This window comes from Aliishimia ponticola, assembly GCF_004803475.1.
Taxonomy (GTDB): Bacteria; Pseudomonadota; Alphaproteobacteria; order Rhodobacterales; family Rhodobacteraceae; genus Aliishimia; species Aliishimia ponticola.
On record NZ_SRKY01000006.1, the window covers coordinates 54,694 to 71,671 of the forward strand.

General features: G+C 61.9%; 20 protein-coding genes. 7 read left to right on the forward strand and 13 right to left on the reverse strand.

Annotation, left to right across the window (positions count from 1 at the left end; genetic code table 11):
* Positions 1-21: 21 nt before the first annotated feature.
* On the reverse strand, positions 22-636 hold the full coding sequence (locus E4Z66_RS18340) for an RraA family protein (RefSeq protein ID WP_136464540.1): 615 nt from the start codon (positions 634-636) through the stop codon (positions 22-24).
* 103 nt (positions 637-739) lie between these two features.
* The gene (locus tag E4Z66_RS18345; RefSeq protein WP_136464541.1) at positions 740-1,084 is read right to left on the reverse strand and encodes a RidA family protein; all 345 of its coding nucleotides are present in this window, start codon (positions 1,082-1,084) and stop codon (positions 740-742) included.
* 167 nt (positions 1,085-1,251) lie between these two features.
* Here E4Z66_RS18345 and E4Z66_RS18350 point away from each other — a divergent pair, with 167 nt between their 5' ends.
* Positions 1,252-2,184 carry a LysR family transcriptional regulator gene (locus tag E4Z66_RS18350; protein WP_136464542.1) on the forward strand — a complete coding sequence of 311 codons (933 nt, stop codon included), beginning with the start codon at positions 1,252-1,254 and terminating at the stop codon, positions 2,182-2,184.
* Here the strand turns inward: E4Z66_RS18350 and lhpI are convergent.
* The 6 genes from lhpI to E4Z66_RS18380 are packed head-to-tail and all read right to left on the reverse strand — an operon-like array spanning position 2,166 to position 7,495.
* Complete coding sequence (gene lhpI / locus E4Z66_RS18355; protein ID WP_136464543.1) at positions 2,166-3,113, reverse strand: bifunctional Delta(1)-pyrroline-2-carboxylate/Delta(1)-piperideine-2-carboxylate reductase; 948 nt, start codon at positions 3,111-3,113, stop codon at positions 2,166-2,168. The genes E4Z66_RS18350 and lhpI overlap by 19 nt on opposite strands.
* The gene (locus tag E4Z66_RS18360) at positions 3,110-4,354 is read right to left on the reverse strand and encodes a Zn-dependent hydrolase (RefSeq protein WP_136464544.1); all 1,245 of its coding nucleotides are present in this window, start codon (positions 4,352-4,354) and stop codon (positions 3,110-3,112) included. Before E4Z66_RS18360 ends, lhpI begins: the two co-directional genes overlap by 4 nt.
* A 30-nt stretch (positions 4,355-4,384) precedes the next feature.
* Positions 4,385-5,668 (reverse strand): TRAP transporter large permease, encoded by a 1,284-nt coding sequence (locus E4Z66_RS18365; protein WP_136464545.1) that lies wholly within the window; start codon positions 5,666-5,668, stop codon positions 4,385-4,387.
* The gene (locus tag E4Z66_RS18370; RefSeq protein WP_136464546.1) at positions 5,665-6,138 is read right to left on the reverse strand and encodes a TRAP transporter small permease; all 474 of its coding nucleotides are present in this window, start codon (positions 6,136-6,138) and stop codon (positions 5,665-5,667) included. Before E4Z66_RS18370 ends, E4Z66_RS18365 begins: the two co-directional genes overlap by 4 nt.
* Complete coding sequence (locus E4Z66_RS18375; RefSeq protein WP_246036085.1) at positions 6,135-6,509, reverse strand: cupin domain-containing protein; 375 nt, start codon at positions 6,507-6,509, stop codon at positions 6,135-6,137. Before E4Z66_RS18375 ends, E4Z66_RS18370 begins: the two co-directional genes overlap by 4 nt.
* A complete protein-coding gene (locus E4Z66_RS18380; protein WP_136464547.1) occupies positions 6,506-7,495 on the reverse strand; it encodes a TRAP transporter substrate-binding protein in 990 nt (329 codons plus the stop codon). The genes E4Z66_RS18375 and E4Z66_RS18380 overlap by 4 nt, the downstream gene beginning before the upstream one ends.
* Before the next feature lie 248 nt (positions 7,496-7,743).
* Here E4Z66_RS18380 and E4Z66_RS18385 point away from each other — a divergent pair, with 248 nt between their 5' ends.
* The 5 genes from E4Z66_RS18385 (at position 7,744) to E4Z66_RS18405 (ending at position 11,562) form a co-directional block, all read left to right on the forward strand.
* Positions 7,744-8,301: a GbsR/MarR family transcriptional regulator gene (locus tag E4Z66_RS18385; RefSeq protein ID WP_246036086.1), complete on the forward strand. Its 558-nt coding sequence runs from the start codon at positions 7,744-7,746 to the stop codon at positions 8,299-8,301.
* 218 nt (positions 8,302-8,519) lie between these two features.
* Positions 8,520-9,320: a hypothetical protein gene (locus E4Z66_RS18390; protein WP_136464548.1), complete on the forward strand. Its 801-nt coding sequence runs from the start codon at positions 8,520-8,522 to the stop codon at positions 9,318-9,320.
* A gap of 2 nt (positions 9,321-9,322) precedes the next feature.
* Positions 9,323-9,775: a hypothetical protein gene (locus E4Z66_RS18395; RefSeq protein ID WP_136464549.1), complete on the forward strand. Its 453-nt coding sequence runs from the start codon at positions 9,323-9,325 to the stop codon at positions 9,773-9,775.
* Positions 9,772-10,116, forward strand: a complete 345-nt coding sequence (locus E4Z66_RS18400) for a hypothetical protein (protein ID WP_136464550.1) — start codon at positions 9,772-9,774, stop codon at positions 10,114-10,116. The genes E4Z66_RS18395 and E4Z66_RS18400 overlap by 4 nt, the downstream gene beginning before the upstream one ends.
* A 144-nt stretch (positions 10,117-10,260) precedes the next feature.
* Positions 10,261-11,562: a calcium-binding protein gene (locus E4Z66_RS18405; RefSeq protein ID WP_136464551.1), complete on the forward strand. Its 1,302-nt coding sequence runs from the start codon at positions 10,261-10,263 to the stop codon at positions 11,560-11,562.
* 178 nt (positions 11,563-11,740) lie between these two features.
* Here E4Z66_RS18405 and E4Z66_RS18410 read toward each other — a convergent pair whose 3' ends face one another.
* The 5 genes from E4Z66_RS18410 to E4Z66_RS18430 all read right to left on the reverse strand — a co-directional run bounded on the left by E4Z66_RS18410 (position 11,741) and on the right by E4Z66_RS18430 (position 15,945).
* The gene (locus tag E4Z66_RS18410; RefSeq protein WP_168797832.1) at positions 11,741-12,298 is read right to left on the reverse strand and encodes a hypothetical protein; all 558 of its coding nucleotides are present in this window, start codon (positions 12,296-12,298) and stop codon (positions 11,741-11,743) included.
* 118 nt (positions 12,299-12,416) lie between these two features.
* Positions 12,417-13,787 carry a glutamate--cysteine ligase gene (locus E4Z66_RS18415; RefSeq protein ID WP_136464553.1) on the reverse strand — a complete coding sequence of 457 codons (1,371 nt, stop codon included), beginning with the start codon at positions 13,785-13,787 and terminating at the stop codon, positions 12,417-12,419.
* 57 nt (positions 13,788-13,844) lie between these two features.
* Positions 13,845-14,375 carry a hypothetical protein gene (locus tag E4Z66_RS18420; RefSeq protein WP_136464554.1) on the reverse strand — a complete coding sequence of 177 codons (531 nt, stop codon included), beginning with the start codon at positions 14,373-14,375 and terminating at the stop codon, positions 13,845-13,847.
* Complete coding sequence (locus tag E4Z66_RS18425; protein WP_136464555.1) at positions 14,372-15,226, reverse strand: GNAT family N-acetyltransferase; 855 nt, start codon at positions 15,224-15,226, stop codon at positions 14,372-14,374. The genes E4Z66_RS18420 and E4Z66_RS18425 overlap by 4 nt, the downstream gene beginning before the upstream one ends.
* A complete protein-coding gene (locus E4Z66_RS18430; RefSeq protein ID WP_136464556.1) occupies positions 15,223-15,945 on the reverse strand; it encodes a 16S rRNA (uracil(1498)-N(3))-methyltransferase in 723 nt (240 codons plus the stop codon). Before E4Z66_RS18430 ends, E4Z66_RS18425 begins: the two co-directional genes overlap by 4 nt.
* Positions 15,946-15,958: 13 nt before the next feature.
* On the opposite strand from E4Z66_RS18430, the gene ubiA reads away from it, so the two are divergent.
* On the forward strand, positions 15,959-16,936 hold the full coding sequence (gene ubiA / locus E4Z66_RS18435) for a 4-hydroxybenzoate octaprenyltransferase (RefSeq protein WP_136464557.1): 978 nt from the start codon (positions 15,959-15,961) through the stop codon (positions 16,934-16,936).
* Positions 16,937-16,978: the final 42 nt, after the last annotated feature.

Genomic DNA, 16,978 nt, shown 5'->3' on the forward strand with positions numbered 1-16,978 from the left:
ATGCGTGCCGGTTTTCCGGTTCTATGCGGGCTGCTTGTTCCTTGGGGTGATCTCGGCCAGAGTCTCGCCCGCTTTCAGCCGGGCCAGCACGGTAAGCTCATCGATCTGCATTTGGCGAGCGCGCTCGGCCTGCTTTGCGGCGTCTGCGGGATTCAGCACGACGACACCGCTTTCATCGGCCAGCACGATATCGCCGGGACGCACGGAAACGCCGCCGCAATTGACCGTGACATTCACCTCGCCGCCCAGATTGCGCGGTTTCGTCGTGATCGGGGACCGGCCCCGGCACCAGACCGGATATTGCGCCGCAAGAATTGCTGAGCGGTCGGTGATAAAGCCGTCGATGATACTGCCCAGAACGCCACGGGCCTGCGCCGCCGCAGTGGTGACAGCGCCCCAGCAGCCGTGGCGCAAGTCGCCGCTGCGGTCGATCACGATGACCTGCCCCGGCTTGGCCTCGGACAGGGCTTCGACCAGCGGCGCCCCATCATCGGCGCGCATCCTGACGGTCAGGGCCGGGCCGAAGACCCGTTTTTCAGGCAGGAGCCCCTGGATCGAAGGCGCCATGAAGCCGGTTTCCAGAAAATGGCCCAGTGTGGCGGTTTCGATATCGGAAAGGTCGAGTTGTGCTGACATAGCCTGTCCTGACGTTGCGTGGCTTGATCGATGAAGCCGCAGGCAGGACCGAAGGGCAAATAGGCAGGGGTTATGGCTGGCATAACCCCTGAACCGGGGCAGATCAGACCGCCGCGGTCACGATGAATTCCACTTTGTAGTCGGGCGTGGCCAGTTTGGCTTCGCCGCAGGCCCGTGCTGCCGGGTTATTCGGGTCGATCCAGGCGTCATAAACCGCGTTCATGTCTTGGAAGTCAGCCATATCAGCAAGCCAGATGATGACCTGAAGCAGCTTCGACTTGTCCGTTCCCGCCTCTTGCAGCAGCGTATCAATGGCTTCGAGGCAATCACGTGTCTGGCTGGCCACGTCAGAACCGGGTGCGCCGACCTGCCCTGCCAGATAAACGGTGCCATTATGGATGACGGCCTGACTCATGCGCGGACCGGGATGGAGACGTGTGATGGTCATGGGACTCTCTTTTCTGATGAAAACTTCGGCAACCATACAAGCGCGGGCCTGAACCGCACAGATGCCGAGAATAGAGGGCGGTTATATTTGCAATAGCCTCTTGCTATTTTGGACTTGCTGCGAAAACAGGCACTCTGCTTCATCATTTCCGCGACCGAGATCGATCAATGGACAACGCCCCGCAAGCCGACTTGAACTGGAACCTTCTGCGCATGTTTTACATGATATGCAAAGAGCAGAGTATCACCCGCGCGGCAAAACGGCTGGGCCTGAGCCAGCCATCGGTCAGCAATGCGTTGCAAAAGCTTGAAGCGCAGCTTGAGTGCCAACTGGTCTTTCGCGACAGCCGCCATTTTGAACTGACCACGCGGGGGGACAAGATTTTTCAGGAATGCCGCGACATCTTTCACAGCGCCGAGCGGATTTCGGTTCTGGTTCGCGACGCAGAGGCCGAAGAGCGCGGTCAGGTGCGCTATCAGATCATCTCGAACCTTGTGTCGCCGCTGATCGACGAGGCCATGCGCCTGTTCCACCAGCGCAACCCGTCGGTGATTTTCCAAAGCGAAGTGCAAAACAGCCAGACCATCGTGCGCCTGATCCAGCAGGGCCGCGCGACGCTGGGCTTCTGCCTGCTGTCGAAACCCTTGGTCAATGTTCCGTCGATCCGCCTGTTCCGCGAGGAATTCCGCGTGTTCTGCGGCGCCGAGCATCCGCTGTTCGGGCAGGAAACAGTCGAATTGCGCGACCTTCAACGCGAACCGTTCATCTCCTTCGCTTGTGCGACCGAAGGCATGGGGCTGGAGCCGATGTCCGTGCTGCGCGAAGGCACGCGGCTTGGCAACCGGATCAACGGGCTTAGCACCAGCACCGAAGAAGTACGGCGGATGATCGTCACCGGACTGGGCATTGGCATCCTGCCGCTGGCCATCGCGCAGGACGACATCCGCAGAGGAGAGCTTTGGCCGCTGAAAATCACGGACGAGCCCATCGGAGCCGATGTGTACATGGTCCATGCCCCGAAGGAGAAACTCTCATCGTCCGAGCAGAAATTCGTACAGACGATGGAAGAGCTGCTGGCGCTTTATCCCGATTTGGCCTGAGAGGCCGCAAGCGTCGCCGCCGCCAAATCCTGCAGCGCCATGCCCGCCGATTTGAACACCGTGAAGGCGCGGTCGTCGCGACGTCCGGGGTGGCTGCCTTGGGCCAGGTCCTGCAGATCGGCCAGCAAATCCGTCGGTGCAATCGTGCCGTCGGCCAGCGGTTGGGCAAGATCGCCCGCAAGGCTGGCCCCGTCGCGGCGATCGACAAAAATCTGCGCCTGCGCGACCGCCTGATCGTCGCTTTCACGCATATCGGCCTTGAAGGCACCGATCAGGTCCAGATGGCTGCCCGGTCGCAGCCATGCGCCTTGGATCAGGGGGCGGGTCGACGCCGTAACCGTGCTGACAACATCCGCTGACCGGCAGGCTGCTTCGAGATCCTCGTTCATCACGGCGGGCAGGCCCATATCGGCCAATTGCCCCGCGACCGCTGCGGCCTTGTCCGGGCTGCGGCCCCAGATGGTGATGTCCTCATAGCGGCGCACGGAGGCATGGGCCTGCGCCACCGCCGCCGCCAATTGCCCGGTGCCGACCACGACCAGACGCGCCGCATCCCGGCGGGCAAGGTAATCCGCGGCCAGGGCCGATGCTGCCGCCGTGCGCCGCGCGGTCAGCGCGTCACCGTCAAGCGCCGCAGTCATCTGCCCGGTATCCCCGTCGAACAGCAGATACCCCGCGTTGATCGTCGCCCTGCCCTTATCGGCATTGGCGGGAAAGAAGGTCACGACCTTCACACCGATGCTGTCGCCCGGGACCCATGCCGGCATGATCAGCAGCGATGCTTCACTGCCATCGGGCTGCGCCATGGTCAGCACCTGCCGTTCCGGTGCCTCGACCTGTGCCGCCTTGTACCACGCGCGCAACTGCGCGATCAGCGCGGGCCAGTCCAATGCGGCCTCCAGCGCCGCGTGCCCGATCAGCGCGGTCATCGGTCGGCTCGCTTGACGACTGCGTGCAGCAGGATGTTCAAACCGGCCACGAAATCGTCGGGCGTGCAGTTTTCCTCGTTATTATGGGTGATGCCGTTTTCGCAGGGGGTAAAGATCATCGCGGTCGGGCAATGTGTGGCCAGGAAATAGGCGTCATGGCCCGCCTGGCTTTGGATATCGCGCCAGTTGAAGCCCATGCGGATCGCCTCATCGCGGATACCGTCGATCATCTCGTGGTCGAAAATGTCGCCGCCCCATTCCCATTCATCTTCGATCTGGGCCTCGCAACCGCAGCGCGCAGCAGATTCAAAGAGCGCCCGGCGCATTTTCTCGGCCATGGCGCGGGTGGTGATCGGGTCGGGATGGCGCACGTCGCAGACCGCCTCGGCGGTGTCGGACAGGATGCCCGGCTTGTTGGGCCATGCGGTGAGCCGCGCGGCGGTGGCCTTGCCGTCATGCACCGCGAAATCCCAACCGATATCATCCACAGCCGTCAGCCAGCGCGCGCCTGCGGCCAGCGCATTCTTGCGCAAATCCATCGGTGTCGGGCCGGTATGCGACGTCTGCCCTTTGAAAGAGGCCCGCATCCCCCGCACTGGATAGCCGCCGGTGACGATGCCGACCTGCCGCTTTTCCGCATCAAGGATCGGCCCCTGTTCGATATGCAGTTCGAAATAGGCGTCGATCTCACCCGCTTTGCACGCGCGGTCGCCTTTATAGCCGATCCGCTCCAACTCATCCCCGAAGCGCGCACCGTCATCGCTGATCAAGTCATGCACCCAGTCGATATCATACTTCCCGACAAAACAGCCCGAGGCGACCATCGGCGGCGAGAATCGCGCGCCTTCCTCGTTGGTCCAGTCCACCACAACGATGGGGCGTTTCGTGACATGGCCCGCGTCGTTCAGGCTGCGGATCACCTCCAGCCCGGCCAGAACCCCCGCGATTCCGTCAAAACGCCCGCCATTGATCTGGGTATCAAGGTGACTGCCGATCAGGATCGGCGGCAGATCGTTGTCGGTGCCATCGCGGCGACCAAAGATATTGCCGGCGGCATCCACCTCGACGCTCAGCCCGGCCTCTTCGCACCAACTACGGAACAGGTCACGCATCTGGCGGTCGGAATTGCCAAGGGTCAGGCGCGACAGCCCGCCGGGGCGGCCTTTGCCAATCTCGCCAGAGGCTTCGATAGTGGACCAGAAACGGTCGAGGTCGACGCGGGTATCGGGTGTGATCGGCATGGGAAACCTTCTTTCTTTCGGGGGCCGGGATCAGAACAAGATGCCCGGCAGATCGGTAATCAAAGCGGGAAACAGCACGAGAAGCAGCAGCACGCCGACCATCACGCCGAGGAACGGCAAGAGGTATTTGAAGGACGCGCTCAGCGGGATCTCTCCGACCCGGCAAGCCGCCATAAGGTCGATGCCAAGGGGCGGCGTATTGGCGCCAATGGCGAGGTTGATGGTCAGCAGGATGCCGAAATAGACCGGGTCGATCCCGTAGTGGCCAAGGATCGGCAGGAACACGGGCGCGAGGATCAGGATGATCGCGATGCTTTCCATGAAAGTGCCGAGGATCAGCAGCACCGCCATCATCATCAACAGCGCCACGGTGCCGCTTTGGGTGGCTTGGGTGATGCCGTTCACGGCCATTTGCGGCACCTGTTCGGCGGCAAGGATCCAGCCAAAGACAGAGGCCGAGGCGATGACCAGAAGGATCACGCCTGTCATTTCGGTGGTTTCACGCAAGAGCCGCATCAAGGTGGTCAATGTCAGCGCACGGTAGACAACGACCCCGATGAACAGCGCATAGGCCACGCCGATCCCGGCCGCTTCGGTCGGGGTGAAGATGCCAAGACGGATGCCGCCCACGATGATGATCGGTGCCAGCATGGCCAGAACGGAACCTTTGGCCGCGCGGCCAAGTTCGCCCCAAGAGAAGGGCTCGCCCCCCTGCCAGCCATTGCGGCGGGAAATCCACCACGCGACCAGCATCAGACCAAGGCCAAGCAGGATGCCGGGCAGGATCGCCGCGACGAAAAGCTGGCCGATCGAACTGTTGGTGGCGGTGCCGTAGACGATCAGCACGATGGACGGCGGAATGACCGTGCCAAGCGATCCGGCACAGCCCAGCGCCGAAGCGGAAAAGCCCGGCGCATAGCCCTGATCGCGCATTGCAGGCAGCATCATCGTGCCGATGGCCACCACGTCCGCCACGCCGGAACCGGAGAGCGAGCCAAACATCATGCAGGCGATGATCATCACCATGGCCAGCCCGCCCGTGCGCCGCCCGATCAATGCCGAACACAGCGCGATGATCCGGGGCGCAAGCCCGCCATGGACCATCAAAAGACCTGCCAGCAGGAACAGCGGAATCGCCAGCAGGGTAAAGCTGTTGATGCCCGCCACGGCCCGCTGTGCCACCACGATCATCGGCGCGGCATCGGCGATCAATAAGTAGAACATCGATGACAGGCCGAGCGCTACGGCGATGGGCGCATCCAGCAGCACCAGCACGGCAAAGACGACAAGCAAAAGGATAAGGGCAAGGCTCATGTCCGGCCGCCTTTCAGGATCAGGCCCACAAGGGCGAGGCCGCAGCAGATCGGCACAGACAGATAGAACAGCCCCACGGGCAAAGACAGCGCGGTGGTCTTGTGCGACCAGGTGATCTGCGTCAGTTGCCAGCCGGTCCAGATGAACACCGCCAGAAAGATGGCACTCGCCAGCCATGCCAGAACTGACAGGCCCCGCCGCACCAGCGGCGGCAGCACGATCAGGTCAAGAAGCCCGGCGCGGAAATGGGTGCCGCGCACAAAGCCCGAGATCGCGCCAACGAAGGCCAGCCAGACCAGCGCCAGACGCGGCAGTTCTTCGGCCCAGCGCGGCGTGGAAGAGAACAGGTAGCGCGAGATGACGACATAGACGACCAGCGCCGCAAACCCCGCCACCAGCGCCGCGCCAACCCAGCGCGCCGCGCGGTCGATAACAGTGGCCGCGCGCAGCGACCCGTTCCCAATCGTCATGGCTTCAAAAATCCTTCCGGCCCACGGCACAGCGTGCACTCGTCGCAATAGGCCGCGACCACCACCCATTCCTCTGAGATCACTTCGACCGTGTGATCCAGACCTGGCGGCAGGCGCACGGCGGTGCCTTCGGTCATGTGATATTCCTCACCCCCGGCGCGCAGGATCGCCTCGCCCTTCAACGTCAGCGTCACCTCGTCCCGGGGATGGCTGTGGGCGGTGGATTTCGCGCCCTTCTTGCCCGTTGTCACGCTCAGCTTGATAAAGCCCTCGCCGCGCGCCGCAGGGGAAAACAGCACCTTCTGCGTGAAGTCGTAAAGTTGCACCGGCTCCACCGATGCAACTTCTGTTATCTCCGGCCGCAGGGTCATTTGCGGTACTGGTTGAGGATGTTCAGCAGGTCCGCGCCGTAGACATCCTTCTGGCTTTCCCAGATCGGCTCGACCGCTGCGATAAAGGCGGCTTTGTCGACCTCGTTGAATTCCATGCCCTTCTCTTTCAGTTGGGCAATCAGGTCGTCATTGGCGGCGGCGACCATGTCGCGCTGTTTCAGACCCCAATTGGTGGCGGCGTCCATGACGATGTCCTGATCCTCGGGCGAGATTTTGTTCCACGTCGCGTTCGACATGGTCAGCGTGGCCGCGCCCCAGATATGTTCGGACAGCGACACGTATTTCTGCACCTCGAAGAAGGACGCCGAATAGATGATCGCCAGCGGGTTTTCCTGCGCATCGAACAAACCCTGTTGCAGGGCGGAATACAGCTCTCCGAAGGATAGCGGCGCGGGTTCAGCGCCCAGACCCTCGAATGTGGCAAGGCGCACCTTGTCCGGGGTGACGCGGATTTTCAGACCTGCGAGGTCTTCGGGCTTCGCGATGGGGCGGACGTTGTTGGTGATGTTGCGGAAACCGTTTTCCCACCAGCCCAGAACCTTGATCCCCTTGGCATCCAGCAGATCCGCCAGCGCAACGCCCAGATCCCCGTCAAGCGCGGCAAAAGCCTGTTCGCGCGCGCCCCACGCATAAGGCATCTCGATGATGCCCATGCGCGGTTCGATCCCCTGGAAGGAACCCGACCCGATCAGACCGGCCTGAACCGACCCGAATTGCAGACCTTCGATGACTTCCTTTTCGCTACCAAGCTGACCAGAAGGGAAAACCTCGATCGCCACGCGACCTTCGGTGCGGGTTGCGACCTCGTCCGCGAAACCGGTGGCGGCGATGTGCCAGCTATGGCTTTCGGGCAGAACATGGCCAAGGCGGATGGACACATCAGCCGCCAGCGCGGCAACCGGTGCGAAGGCTGTCAGGCAGGCTGCAAGCACGCCGCCCTTGAACAAATCGGTGGGGAATTTCATCGGGGGTCTCCTGTTGGGTTTTCTTTGAGGCGAAGAAATACCGAACCCAAAACCTGCGCAAATAGCTCAGCGCTATGGTTGAGAAAGCCTCTCCTTATCCATCTGCGCGCACCGGGCATGGTGTGCGCGCTGCCCCCCCTGCTTGCTACATCCTGTTGTCGCCGCTCCCGGATGACTGCGCTTGATGACGGATTGACAAAACAGTTGTTTCTGTTATTTCTCTCAATACAGAAATTACAGGACACGCCATGAACCTCACACCCGCCATGCAACGATTTATCCTTCACTGGGGAGATATGGGCGCGAAATGGGGCGTGAACCGGTCCGTCGCGCAGATCCATGCGCTGCTGCATATCGCACCCGACCCGATGACGGCGGAAGAGATTTCGGAAACGCTGAACCTGGCCCGGTCCAACGTGTCTACCGCCCTGAAGGAATTGCAGGGCTGGAAAATCGTCCAGTCGCGTCGACAGCTTGGTGACCGCCGGGACCACTTCACGTCTGTCCGGGATATGTTCGACCTGGTGACAATCGTCATCGAAGGCCGGCGTGAGCGTGAGTTCGCCCCGACCATCGAAGCGCTCAACGCTGTTCAGGCAGAGGCCGCGACAGATGGCACCCCGGAAAACGTGCGCAAACGGATCGATGACACCCTGTCCACCATGCAGATGTTCGACAATTGGTACACCGATATGGCGAACCTGAACCGAAGCGTCCACGTTGCCATGCTGAAACTCGGCAGCCGCATCGTGAAGTTCCTGCCCAAGGGCAACAAAAAGAGCAAGCAAACCGATAAAGGATCTTAAGTCAAAAAATTTTGCCCTGAAATTTCTGTCTATACAGAAATCTCAAATATTTCCGATGATCTCAAAAGTTCAGAATGAAAGGTACCTGCCATGTTGCACCAAACCTATCGACACCCCCTAGCGCCACGTCACGGCGACAACACGCGCGCACGCCGCCCGCGTCCGACCGATGTGATCCTGCGTATCTTGCGCGCTGCCCGCTTGTGGAGGGCAGAGCAATGAAAGGGACCATTACAAGCGATATTCGCCGTATCCGGGCCGAGGCTGAAATGCTGGCCGGTCGTCCGCAAGACCTTGAACAACGCGCCTCTGTCTACCTGCGTCTGTATCGCGAGTCCGGTGGGCGGCATGTCTTTCCATTGTTGGCGGCGCATGGGGCGCTTTGGGGCGCGGGTCACTTTCAGCGCGGTCTTGCAATTGGGCGCGCGGTCGCGAAGGCGCATCGGGATGGGGCCGAACGGCTGGCTCGGCTCGCGGATTTCGCCACCGCCTTCAAAGAGATCAACCGCCAGGTCTGCGTTGAAACCTATGCGGCCTACCACATTACCGGGCGACTTGGCCCCGACGCGGCGCGGCAGGCCGGACTCGATCCCGCGTTGATCGACGCGCTGACAGCCTGCCATGACGCAAGGCGGCGCGGCGCGGCATTGTCCCCCGCCGGGACAGAGGCGCTGTTCACCGCCTTCTTCCGCTGGGAACAGGACAATGTCGTGCATCCGTCAATTCTGGCTGCCGAGGCCGCGCTGGATTGGCCATTGATGCGGACAGTGGCAATGCGCCCGCCGGTCTGGTTCAGCTATATGCGCGCGCCGCTGCTCTTTCGTCAGTTCGCCAGCAAATCCGAACGGATCGACAAAGGGCTGCGCGCGTTTCAACTGGCACAGAAACGCGGCTGGTCGCGGGTCGAGGCCGATATCGCGCGCTATGGCCGGATGCCAACCACCTATGTGGCCGAACCGGAGCGGCACTACCAAACGCTTCTGGATCGGCTGGATCTTCGTCCGTTGAGGAGTGTCTGATCATGCCCGATATCCTGCCACGCGCAAATGGACGCCGCCGCTATATCGTCGACCCAATGGCCTTCTTTCTGGCCCTGTTCGGGGCACCAATCCTGGTCGCTGCTTTGTGCTTCTGGGCGCTTTTCATTCCCGTCTTTGCCGTCATTTATGGCGGGCCGCTCTATCTGGCGGCGGGCACCCCTGCACTCCTATGGGCATTGCCCCGCTTTGGGCCAAACAGCCTGACCTGCGCGGCACTCGCCTTTGCAATACAGATCAGCATTTGCGGATGCGCATGGGTCTGGATGGAGTTCACTGACGGGCCCGCTACCGATTTGGCGCATTTCTTCCTGATATTCGGCGCGGCGATCGCCCCGCTTTGGGGCTGGGCCTTTGCCGTCCTTTACCGCGCCTTCGAGCGCAGCGCTTTCCGGCGCCTCAATATGTTTCGTGATCAAGAAGGAGTAATGTCATGATCATTGCAATCCTCGTCTATATCCCCCTCGCGCTAAGCATGACCGCCGCGTTGAGCTTCGCGATCCTGCATGTGGGCACGCTAAGCGCGGAGTGTCCCGAACAAGCATCCGCCGCGCGGATCAGCGCGTTCAGTATCGCCACCGGCTTTGCCGCGACCGGGACAGGCGGCGTTCTGCTGATCGGCGCACTGATGCTGATCGTGCCAGAGACTCACACCATCGCGCTGGCTTTCTGCCTTGGCCTTGCCGCCTTGTGCCTTGGGCTGGGATTCTCTCATGCGGTGGCGACTCTGGGGGCGGTCACGCAGCGGAATCGGCAGGAACCCACCGAAAAAGCCTGATTCGTAACGGCCAGGACACAGGTTTCCGCCTGTCTTCTGGCCCCTACCTTGACGGTAAATATTCCCTCAACTACCCAAAAAGCGGGTGAGAACAGACCGGCCACACAGCCGGCACCATGAGGCAGAAATACAGGTGGGACGCCAATGACGACAGCCTATGTGCAGGTCGCTCAGTTTGCGCGTGGCGATACGCTGCGCCTGATTGGGACTGACACGATCTCTATCTTCTCGGAAGATGGTACCTTCGATTTTCAGTACCTTTTCCCCAGTGACGAATTCGACCCACGTGTCGAACTCCGCGAGCCAGAGGGCGATATCGTCGATTTCGGGTCCTCCGTGACCTTTACGGAAATCACGGTCTTCAACCTCGAATTCGGAAGCTCCAGCGCCGATTACATGGTGATCGTGGATGTGGATGCAGGGTACGAGTATTTCTTCCAATTGTCTTCGGACGGCGCGAACGTGCCGGACTTCCCGACCTCGCTGGACGATTACGACGCGATCGTGAATGACTTCACCGGGTTCAACAAGATGACCGACAGTTCGACCGGCGTGTTCTCCGTCAGCCTCGCGTCGCTGTTCGAAGCCACGCTTACCGAAGACGACAACCTGAACTTCCTGAAGATCGACAGTGACGAAGACCTCAGCCTCGGCGAGGGGAATGACACGGTCTATTCCGGGGCCGGACGCGACCAGATCCAGGGCGGCGACGGCGATGACCGGCTGGTGGCAACCAGTACCGAAGAGGGCGATTGGGCGACCTTCTATGGCAACAAGGGCGACGATTTCCTCAAGGCCAAGAACCTGACCCGCGCGGAATTCTACGGCAATACCGGCGACGACACCCTGTATGGCGCATCGCAGGACGATTGGCTGGATGGCGGTCAAAACAACGATGTGCTCTACGGTCTGGCCGGAAATGACGAGATGTACGGCGGCTCTGGCAATGACATCGCCTATGGCGGGTCGGGCAATGATTACATCGAAGGTGGCGACGGCGCGGACCTGCTGCGCGGCAACCGGGACAGCGACACCCTTCTGGGCGGCGCAGGCGCGGACGATCTGCGCGGCGGCGGCGGCGGCGACGACCTGCAAGGCGGCGACGGCGATGACTATGTTCTGGGCGAAGGCGGGTCTGACACGCTGACCGGCGGGCTGGGCGACGACACGCTGGTGGGCGGGTTCGGTTCCGGCAATCTGGACGGCGCGCGTGACACCTTCGTGTTCGAGGCTGGCGGTGGCTTTGACCGGGTCAAGGATTTCGAGGTCGGCATCGACCGGATCGACCTGAGCGATTTCGGCTTCACGGATTTCGACACCGATGTCCTGCCGCTCACCTCAGAAAAATCTTCCGGGCTGCGCATTGATTTCGGCGATGGCACGGTGGCCTTCCTTGAGGGGATCACCCTTGCCGAGCTGGCCTCCGGTGACGTGATCCTGCTGTAAACCGCGCCGGTTACGCGACAAGCTGGGGCAATACTGCCCCGGCCTTTCGGTCGATACTGCGGTGCCCGGCAAAGCCGTTGCACATGCAAAAGGCCTGAAATCCCGCGTCAGATCGACAAGAGGCTCTTAGCTATCTCGTCGAGGGGCACAGGTTACCTTTCCTCAAGCACGACGCCCTTTACGACCGAGTTGGCAAGCCCAGCTCCTTCAGCTTGCGGAACTCCTGTGCGGCCGCTTGCGCGTCAAAGATGGCCGCCAAGACCAGTGGCCGTTTCGCCCCGCGCATATGAAGCGAAATTTCATTTTGTTCGCTCACTGTCAGCGCACTCTTGGTCAGTTCAATGGCCTCGACATCCCCAAACGAATACTCGGAGAGGCGTGCGCCGCGCCACGGTCGATCGCAATGGATCGCCACAATCCGTCGACTTGGGTCAAATGTTACAACCACGTCCGGGGCAAGAATGCCCTTTTTGATTGAAACATAGATAAACGCGCAAGGTAGTCCGACACAAAGCAGCAACAGAACCAGATAGCCGATGAAGTCGCCAAAGCGGGTGTAATCGCCCTGCAATATGGGAACGACCAGATCGAAAGCGTCACTTCCGAACAGCCCAAATCCGGAAATCAAGACCATCGCCAAAATGACGGCGAACGGGATCACGACCAATGCAACAAATATCCGGAGACGCGGCGTCGTCACGTTTCGATATTTGATGAGGTTGGCGTCCGCTCTCATCAACGGCTCCCGATTGACTGGCGGCGTCTTATCGCGGCACATCTGCGATCACGCCGCGAAATCGCCGAGGAATTGGAAGCGGAGAGCGCAGCGCCGGCAGGCTCTCCGATGATGGCGATCAGTAGGAATATTCCGGGAAGATGCGGGTCAAATCCCCGCCCCAATCGCCGTGATAGTGATCCAAAAGCTCATCTGCAGGGGCTTTGCCGCTTTCCACGCTTTCCTTCAGCGCATTCAGGAAATGGGTCTCGTCCGGGACAAGACCGCCCGAGCCGGGGCGCGCCCGCGCTTTCAAGCCTGCTTCGGACAGCGCGACCGCCTCACGGGCGAGGTCCAGCATCTTGACCCCGTTCACCTCGGCCGCCAGCCCCTCGGTATAGGCCGCGACACGCATTGCCTGACGCATCTCGTCGTCCCAGTCCTTGACCAGATCCCACGCCGCATCCAGCGGGCCTTGTTCATACATCAGACCGACCCAGAAAGCGGGCAGCGCGCACAGACGCCGCCACGGGCCACCATCGGCGCCACGCATTTCCATGTATTTCTTGATCCGCGCCTCGGGGAACACCGTGGTCAGATGATCGGCCCAATCGCTGAGCGTCGGAGTCTCTCCCGGCAGCGCGGGCAACTTGCCTTCCAGGAAATCGCGGAAGGACATGCCCAGCGCGTCGACATATTTGCCGTCGCGATAGACGAAATACATCGGCACGTTCAGCGCGTATTCGACCCAGGATTCGAACCCGAAGCCTTCTTCGAACACGAAGGGCAGCATCCCCGTGCGGGCATCGTCGATCCGGTCCCAGACCCAGCCGCGCAGACTTTTGACGCCATTCGGCTTGCCCTCGAAGAACGGAGAGTTCCCGAAAAGCGCATTGGCCACCGGTTGCAGCGACAACGCCACGCGCAGCTTCTGCACCATGTCCGCCTCGGACGAGAAATCGAGGTTCACCTGCACCGTACAGGTGCGCCGCATCATGATCTTCCCGGTGGTGCCGACGGTATCCATATAGGCATCCATCAGCTTGTACCGGCCCTTGGGCATCAGCGGCATTTCCTCATGGGTCCAGATCGGTGCCGCGCCCAGCCCGATGAAGCCCACGCCAACCTTGTCGGCAATGTCCTTCACGTCGCGCAGGTGGTCGTTCACCTCGTCGCAGGTCTGATGAATGGTTTCCAGCGGCGCGCCGGACAGTTCAAGCTGGCCGCCCGGCTCAAGGCTGATATTGGCCCCGTCCTTGGTCAGCCCGATCAGGTTGTCGCCTTCGGTCACCGGCTCCCAGCCGTGGCCGTCGCGCAGCCCTTCCAGAACGGTCAGGATCGAACGCGCGCCCGCGAAGGGCAGAGGTTTGAGCGTATCTTTGCAGTATCCGAACTTTTCATGTTCGGTCCCGATGCGCCATTCGGACTTCGGCTTGCAGCCAGAGGCGAGATATTCCGCCAGTTGTTCGTGACGTTCGATCGGCCCGCCGCCGGACTGGGGTATCGACATTGGGGTGTCCTCTCGCCTGCGCTTCGTGTTCGTGACTGCAAGGAATTCAAAGGCGTGTCAATGCAGCCTGTCCGTGGGCACGCGCACAGGTCCCCGTGTCCAGATCACGGTGTCGTGTGCGGTCGTTTCGCCAAGCACACGGAGCATGCGTTCGACCTTGAGCCCCGGCAGGGTGGTAAAGGCATCAAAAAGCGCGTCGCTGCCATCGGCATTCAGCGGGATGAACAGGCTTTCGGTGGACGATTTCAGCCGCCAATGCGCGGTGACGCCAGTACGCAGAATCGCCAGTTCCGCCAGATCGCCGAGCGCCATTGCGCCGCCGGTCAGCGGACCGAAATAGACGATCTGCCCCTCATCCACATCCACCGTACCCGGCCCGTCCGACGCCCTGCCCCGGAACCGGCCACGCTGAATGCCGGTAATCGCCAGCCCGGCGCCCACAGCCGCCAAGAACCAGCCAAGCGCGCCGACCAGCCCCCCCGGACCGATCCCGGCCCATAAGCCAATCAGCGCCAGCGCCGCACCGCAGATCGTCTCGCGCCAGCGCCAGAACTGCGCGCGCAATTCCGGTCGAATGAATCCCGTCACTGCACCCTCCTTGGCGCTTTGAGAAGCGCGGTCCGATAGTGTCCGATCTGCCGGAACCCCAGCCCCGCATAGGCGCGCGCGGCGGCAGGCGACGCGGCAAACAGGATTGCCCGGCGCGCCTGCCCATCCCGGTATGCCTGTGTCAGCCGCGCGGCGACGACGCGCCGCCCAAGACCGCGGTTGCGCTGCGCGCGGGGCACGAAAACGCCCCCCACCTGCACCAAGCCCGGCATCACCGCGTTGAAATCGACCATCGCCGCCGGCACCCCGTCTTCGATCAGCAACCGCAAATCCGACCTGTGGATTGTCGCCTCTGCGCGCGCCTGCGACTGCGCATCAAGGTCGGGCCCGGCTGTGGATAACCCTGTGTCCAATTGGTAATCGCGGAACCAGTCTGCCAGCATGATCCGGTCTTCCAACCCGGCAAGCCGCAGCTTGTTCACATCAGCACTTGCGGGCAAATCCTTCAACTCAAGCGAAAATAACGGCTCGTCTTCCTGTCGTCGCCACGCTGCCTGTGGAAAACTCAAAGCATCCTGAAGCACGCGCACCTGCGCCGCCTCGCCGGTCAGCCCCTGCACCGCGCGGTTTTGAACAGTGTGGAGAAAACTGTGGGCCGCCTCTGCATCTGCCTGCGGCATCTGGCACAGCAGAAATCCACCCCGCGTCGCCCCGAACACCGCGCCAAGCGCCGCGCCCTTGTGCCATAGAAAGAAATCCGTCCCATGCGGGTGGTCAGAGCCGATCCCATGGCTGGCCAGATTGCTGCGCAAAAACATGGAGGTTTCGGCATGGCGCGCCAAGAAACGCTCGATCGCGGGTGCGTCCTGCGCTGTCGCTGCGCGTATCACGTCCAATCCCCAAGTGCCTGCTGCCACAGCGTCATTGCCGCGACCGCCGCCGTATCCGCGCGCAGGATGCGAGGGCCAAGGCTGATGGCATGCGCGTGATCCAAGCCTGTGAGCCGCGCGCGCTCTGCCTCGGAAAATCCGCCCTCTGGCCCGATCAGAATGGCCCATGGCCCCGGCGTCGCCGCATGCAGGCCAGAGGCTTCGCCGACCTTGGCCTCATCGCAGAACAGAATATGCCGCGCGCTGTCCCACCGATCCATCAGGGCGGATAGCTTCACCGCGTCGGCCACTTCCGGCACAAAGGTGCCGCCACATTGTTCTGCCGCTTCGACGGCATGGGCTTGCAGCCGGTCGCGCCGCACCCGTTCGGCATTGGTGAAATCGGTCAGCACCGGCACGATCCGCGCCGCGCCCATCTCTGCCGCTTTCTCGACGATGAAATCGGTACGGGCCTTCTTGATCGGCGCAAAGAGCAGCCACAGATCGGGCGGCATCCTCAGCGGTGCTGTCTGCGCCTCGCACAGGACAACGCCGCCACGCTTGCCCGCCTCTGCCACCACGGCGCGCCATTCACCATCACGCCCGTTGAACAGCGAAATCGCCGCGCCCGTTTGCAGGCGCATCACACCAAAGAGGTAATGCGCTTGATCCCGCGACAGGGCGACGGCTTGCCCCGCGTCCAGATCGGCGTCTACATACAGGCGGATTTTCTCACTCATGGGGCCAGCTTTAATGCAAGAGAACGAGGCAACGCCAGAGGACCCGAACGCGGATGGTCAGGTTTCCGATGCGGTCGCGGGAAATTGGGTGGATACGCGCGCCCCGGAATGGACCCGGCCCTATCTGCGGCTAAGCCGTGCGGACCGGCCCATCGGCACGTGGCTTTTGCTGATTCCCTGCTGGTGGGGACTGGCGCTGGCGATGCTGCATGACCAAAGCCCCCGCTGGGAAGATGCGTGGATCGCCCTTGGCTGCGCCGCCGGGGCGTGGCTGATGCGTGGGGCGGGCTGCACGTGGAATGACATCACCGACCGCGATTTCGATGGCGCGGTGGAGCGGACACGCTCGCGGCCCATCCCGTCCGGGCAGGTCACGGTGCGGCAAGCGGTGGCGTGGATGGGTCTGCAGGCACTGATTGCGTTCTGCATCCTGCTGACCTTCAACATTCAGGCAATCGGGCTGGGGGTGCTGTCGCTGGTGCCGGTGCTGATCTATCCCTTTGCCAAGCGCTTTACGTGGTGGCCGCAGGTCTTTCTGGGGCTTGCGTTCAACTGGGGCGCGCTGTTGGCATGGACCGCCCATACCGGACGGATCGAAGCGCCCGCCGTCGTTCTTTACATGGCAGGGATCGCATGGACGCTGTTCTATGACACGATCTATGCGCATCAGGACACCGAAGATGACGCGCTGATCGGGATCAAATCGACCGCGCGTCTTTTCGGGGAGAAAACCGGACCGTGGCTGCGGCGCTTCCTGATGGGAACGGTCGGCCTGATGGGCCTTGCGGTGATCTTTGCGCTGCTGGACGAGGCATCGATCCTTGCCATGGTCGTCGCGCTGGCGGGGCCTTGGGCGATGGGCTGGCACATGGCGTGGCAGCTGCGCGGGCTGGATATCCATGACAGCGCCAAGTTGATTCAACTCTTCCGCGCAAACCGCGATACCGGGCTGTTGCCCCTGCTGTTCTTCATTGCCGCGCTCTTTTTATAACGGGGAAGTGATCGAAAGTTTTCCCGGCAAAATCGGCGGGTT

Coding starts and splice junctions, on each gene's coding strand:
- E4Z66_RS18340 (WP_136464540.1), bottom strand. CDS start 636: ATGTCAGCACAACTCGACCTTTCCGATATCGAAACCGCCACACTGGGC.
- E4Z66_RS18345 (WP_136464541.1), bottom strand. CDS start 1,084: ATGACCATCACACGTCTCCATCCCGGTCCGCGCATGAGTCAGGCCGTC.
- E4Z66_RS18350 (WP_136464542.1), top strand. CDS start 1,252: ATGGACAACGCCCCGCAAGCCGACTTGAACTGGAACCTTCTGCGCATG.
- lhpI (WP_136464543.1), bottom strand. CDS start 3,113: ATGACCGCGCTGATCGGGCACGCGGCGCTGGAGGCCGCATTGGACTGG.
- E4Z66_RS18360 (WP_136464544.1), bottom strand. CDS start 4,354: ATGCCGATCACACCCGATACCCGCGTCGACCTCGACCGTTTCTGGTCC.
- E4Z66_RS18365 (WP_136464545.1), bottom strand. CDS start 5,668: ATGAGCCTTGCCCTTATCCTTTTGCTTGTCGTCTTTGCCGTGCTGGTG.
- E4Z66_RS18370 (WP_136464546.1), bottom strand. CDS start 6,138: ATGACGATTGGGAACGGGTCGCTGCGCGCGGCCACTGTTATCGACCGC.
- E4Z66_RS18375 (WP_246036085.1), bottom strand. CDS start 6,509: ATGACCCTGCGGCCGGAGATAACAGAAGTTGCATCGGTGGAGCCGGTG.
- E4Z66_RS18380 (WP_136464547.1), bottom strand. CDS start 7,495: ATGAAATTCCCCACCGATTTGTTCAAGGGCGGCGTGCTTGCAGCCTGC.
- E4Z66_RS18385 (WP_246036086.1), top strand. CDS start 7,744: ATGAACCTCACACCCGCCATGCAACGATTTATCCTTCACTGGGGAGAT.
- E4Z66_RS18390 (WP_136464548.1), top strand. CDS start 8,520: ATGAAAGGGACCATTACAAGCGATATTCGCCGTATCCGGGCCGAGGCT.
- E4Z66_RS18395 (WP_136464549.1), top strand. CDS start 9,323: ATGCCCGATATCCTGCCACGCGCAAATGGACGCCGCCGCTATATCGTC.
- E4Z66_RS18400 (WP_136464550.1), top strand. CDS start 9,772: ATGATCATTGCAATCCTCGTCTATATCCCCCTCGCGCTAAGCATGACC.
- E4Z66_RS18405 (WP_136464551.1), top strand. CDS start 10,261: ATGACGACAGCCTATGTGCAGGTCGCTCAGTTTGCGCGTGGCGATACG.
- E4Z66_RS18410 (WP_168797832.1), bottom strand. CDS start 12,298: ATGAGAGCGGACGCCAACCTCATCAAATATCGAAACGTGACGACGCCG.
- E4Z66_RS18415 (WP_136464553.1), bottom strand. CDS start 13,787: ATGTCGATACCCCAGTCCGGCGGCGGGCCGATCGAACGTCACGAACAA.
- E4Z66_RS18430 (WP_136464556.1), bottom strand. CDS start 15,945: ATGAGTGAGAAAATCCGCCTGTATGTAGACGCCGATCTGGACGCGGGG.
- ubiA (WP_136464557.1), top strand. CDS start 15,959: ATGCAAGAGAACGAGGCAACGCCAGAGGACCCGAACGCGGATGGTCAG.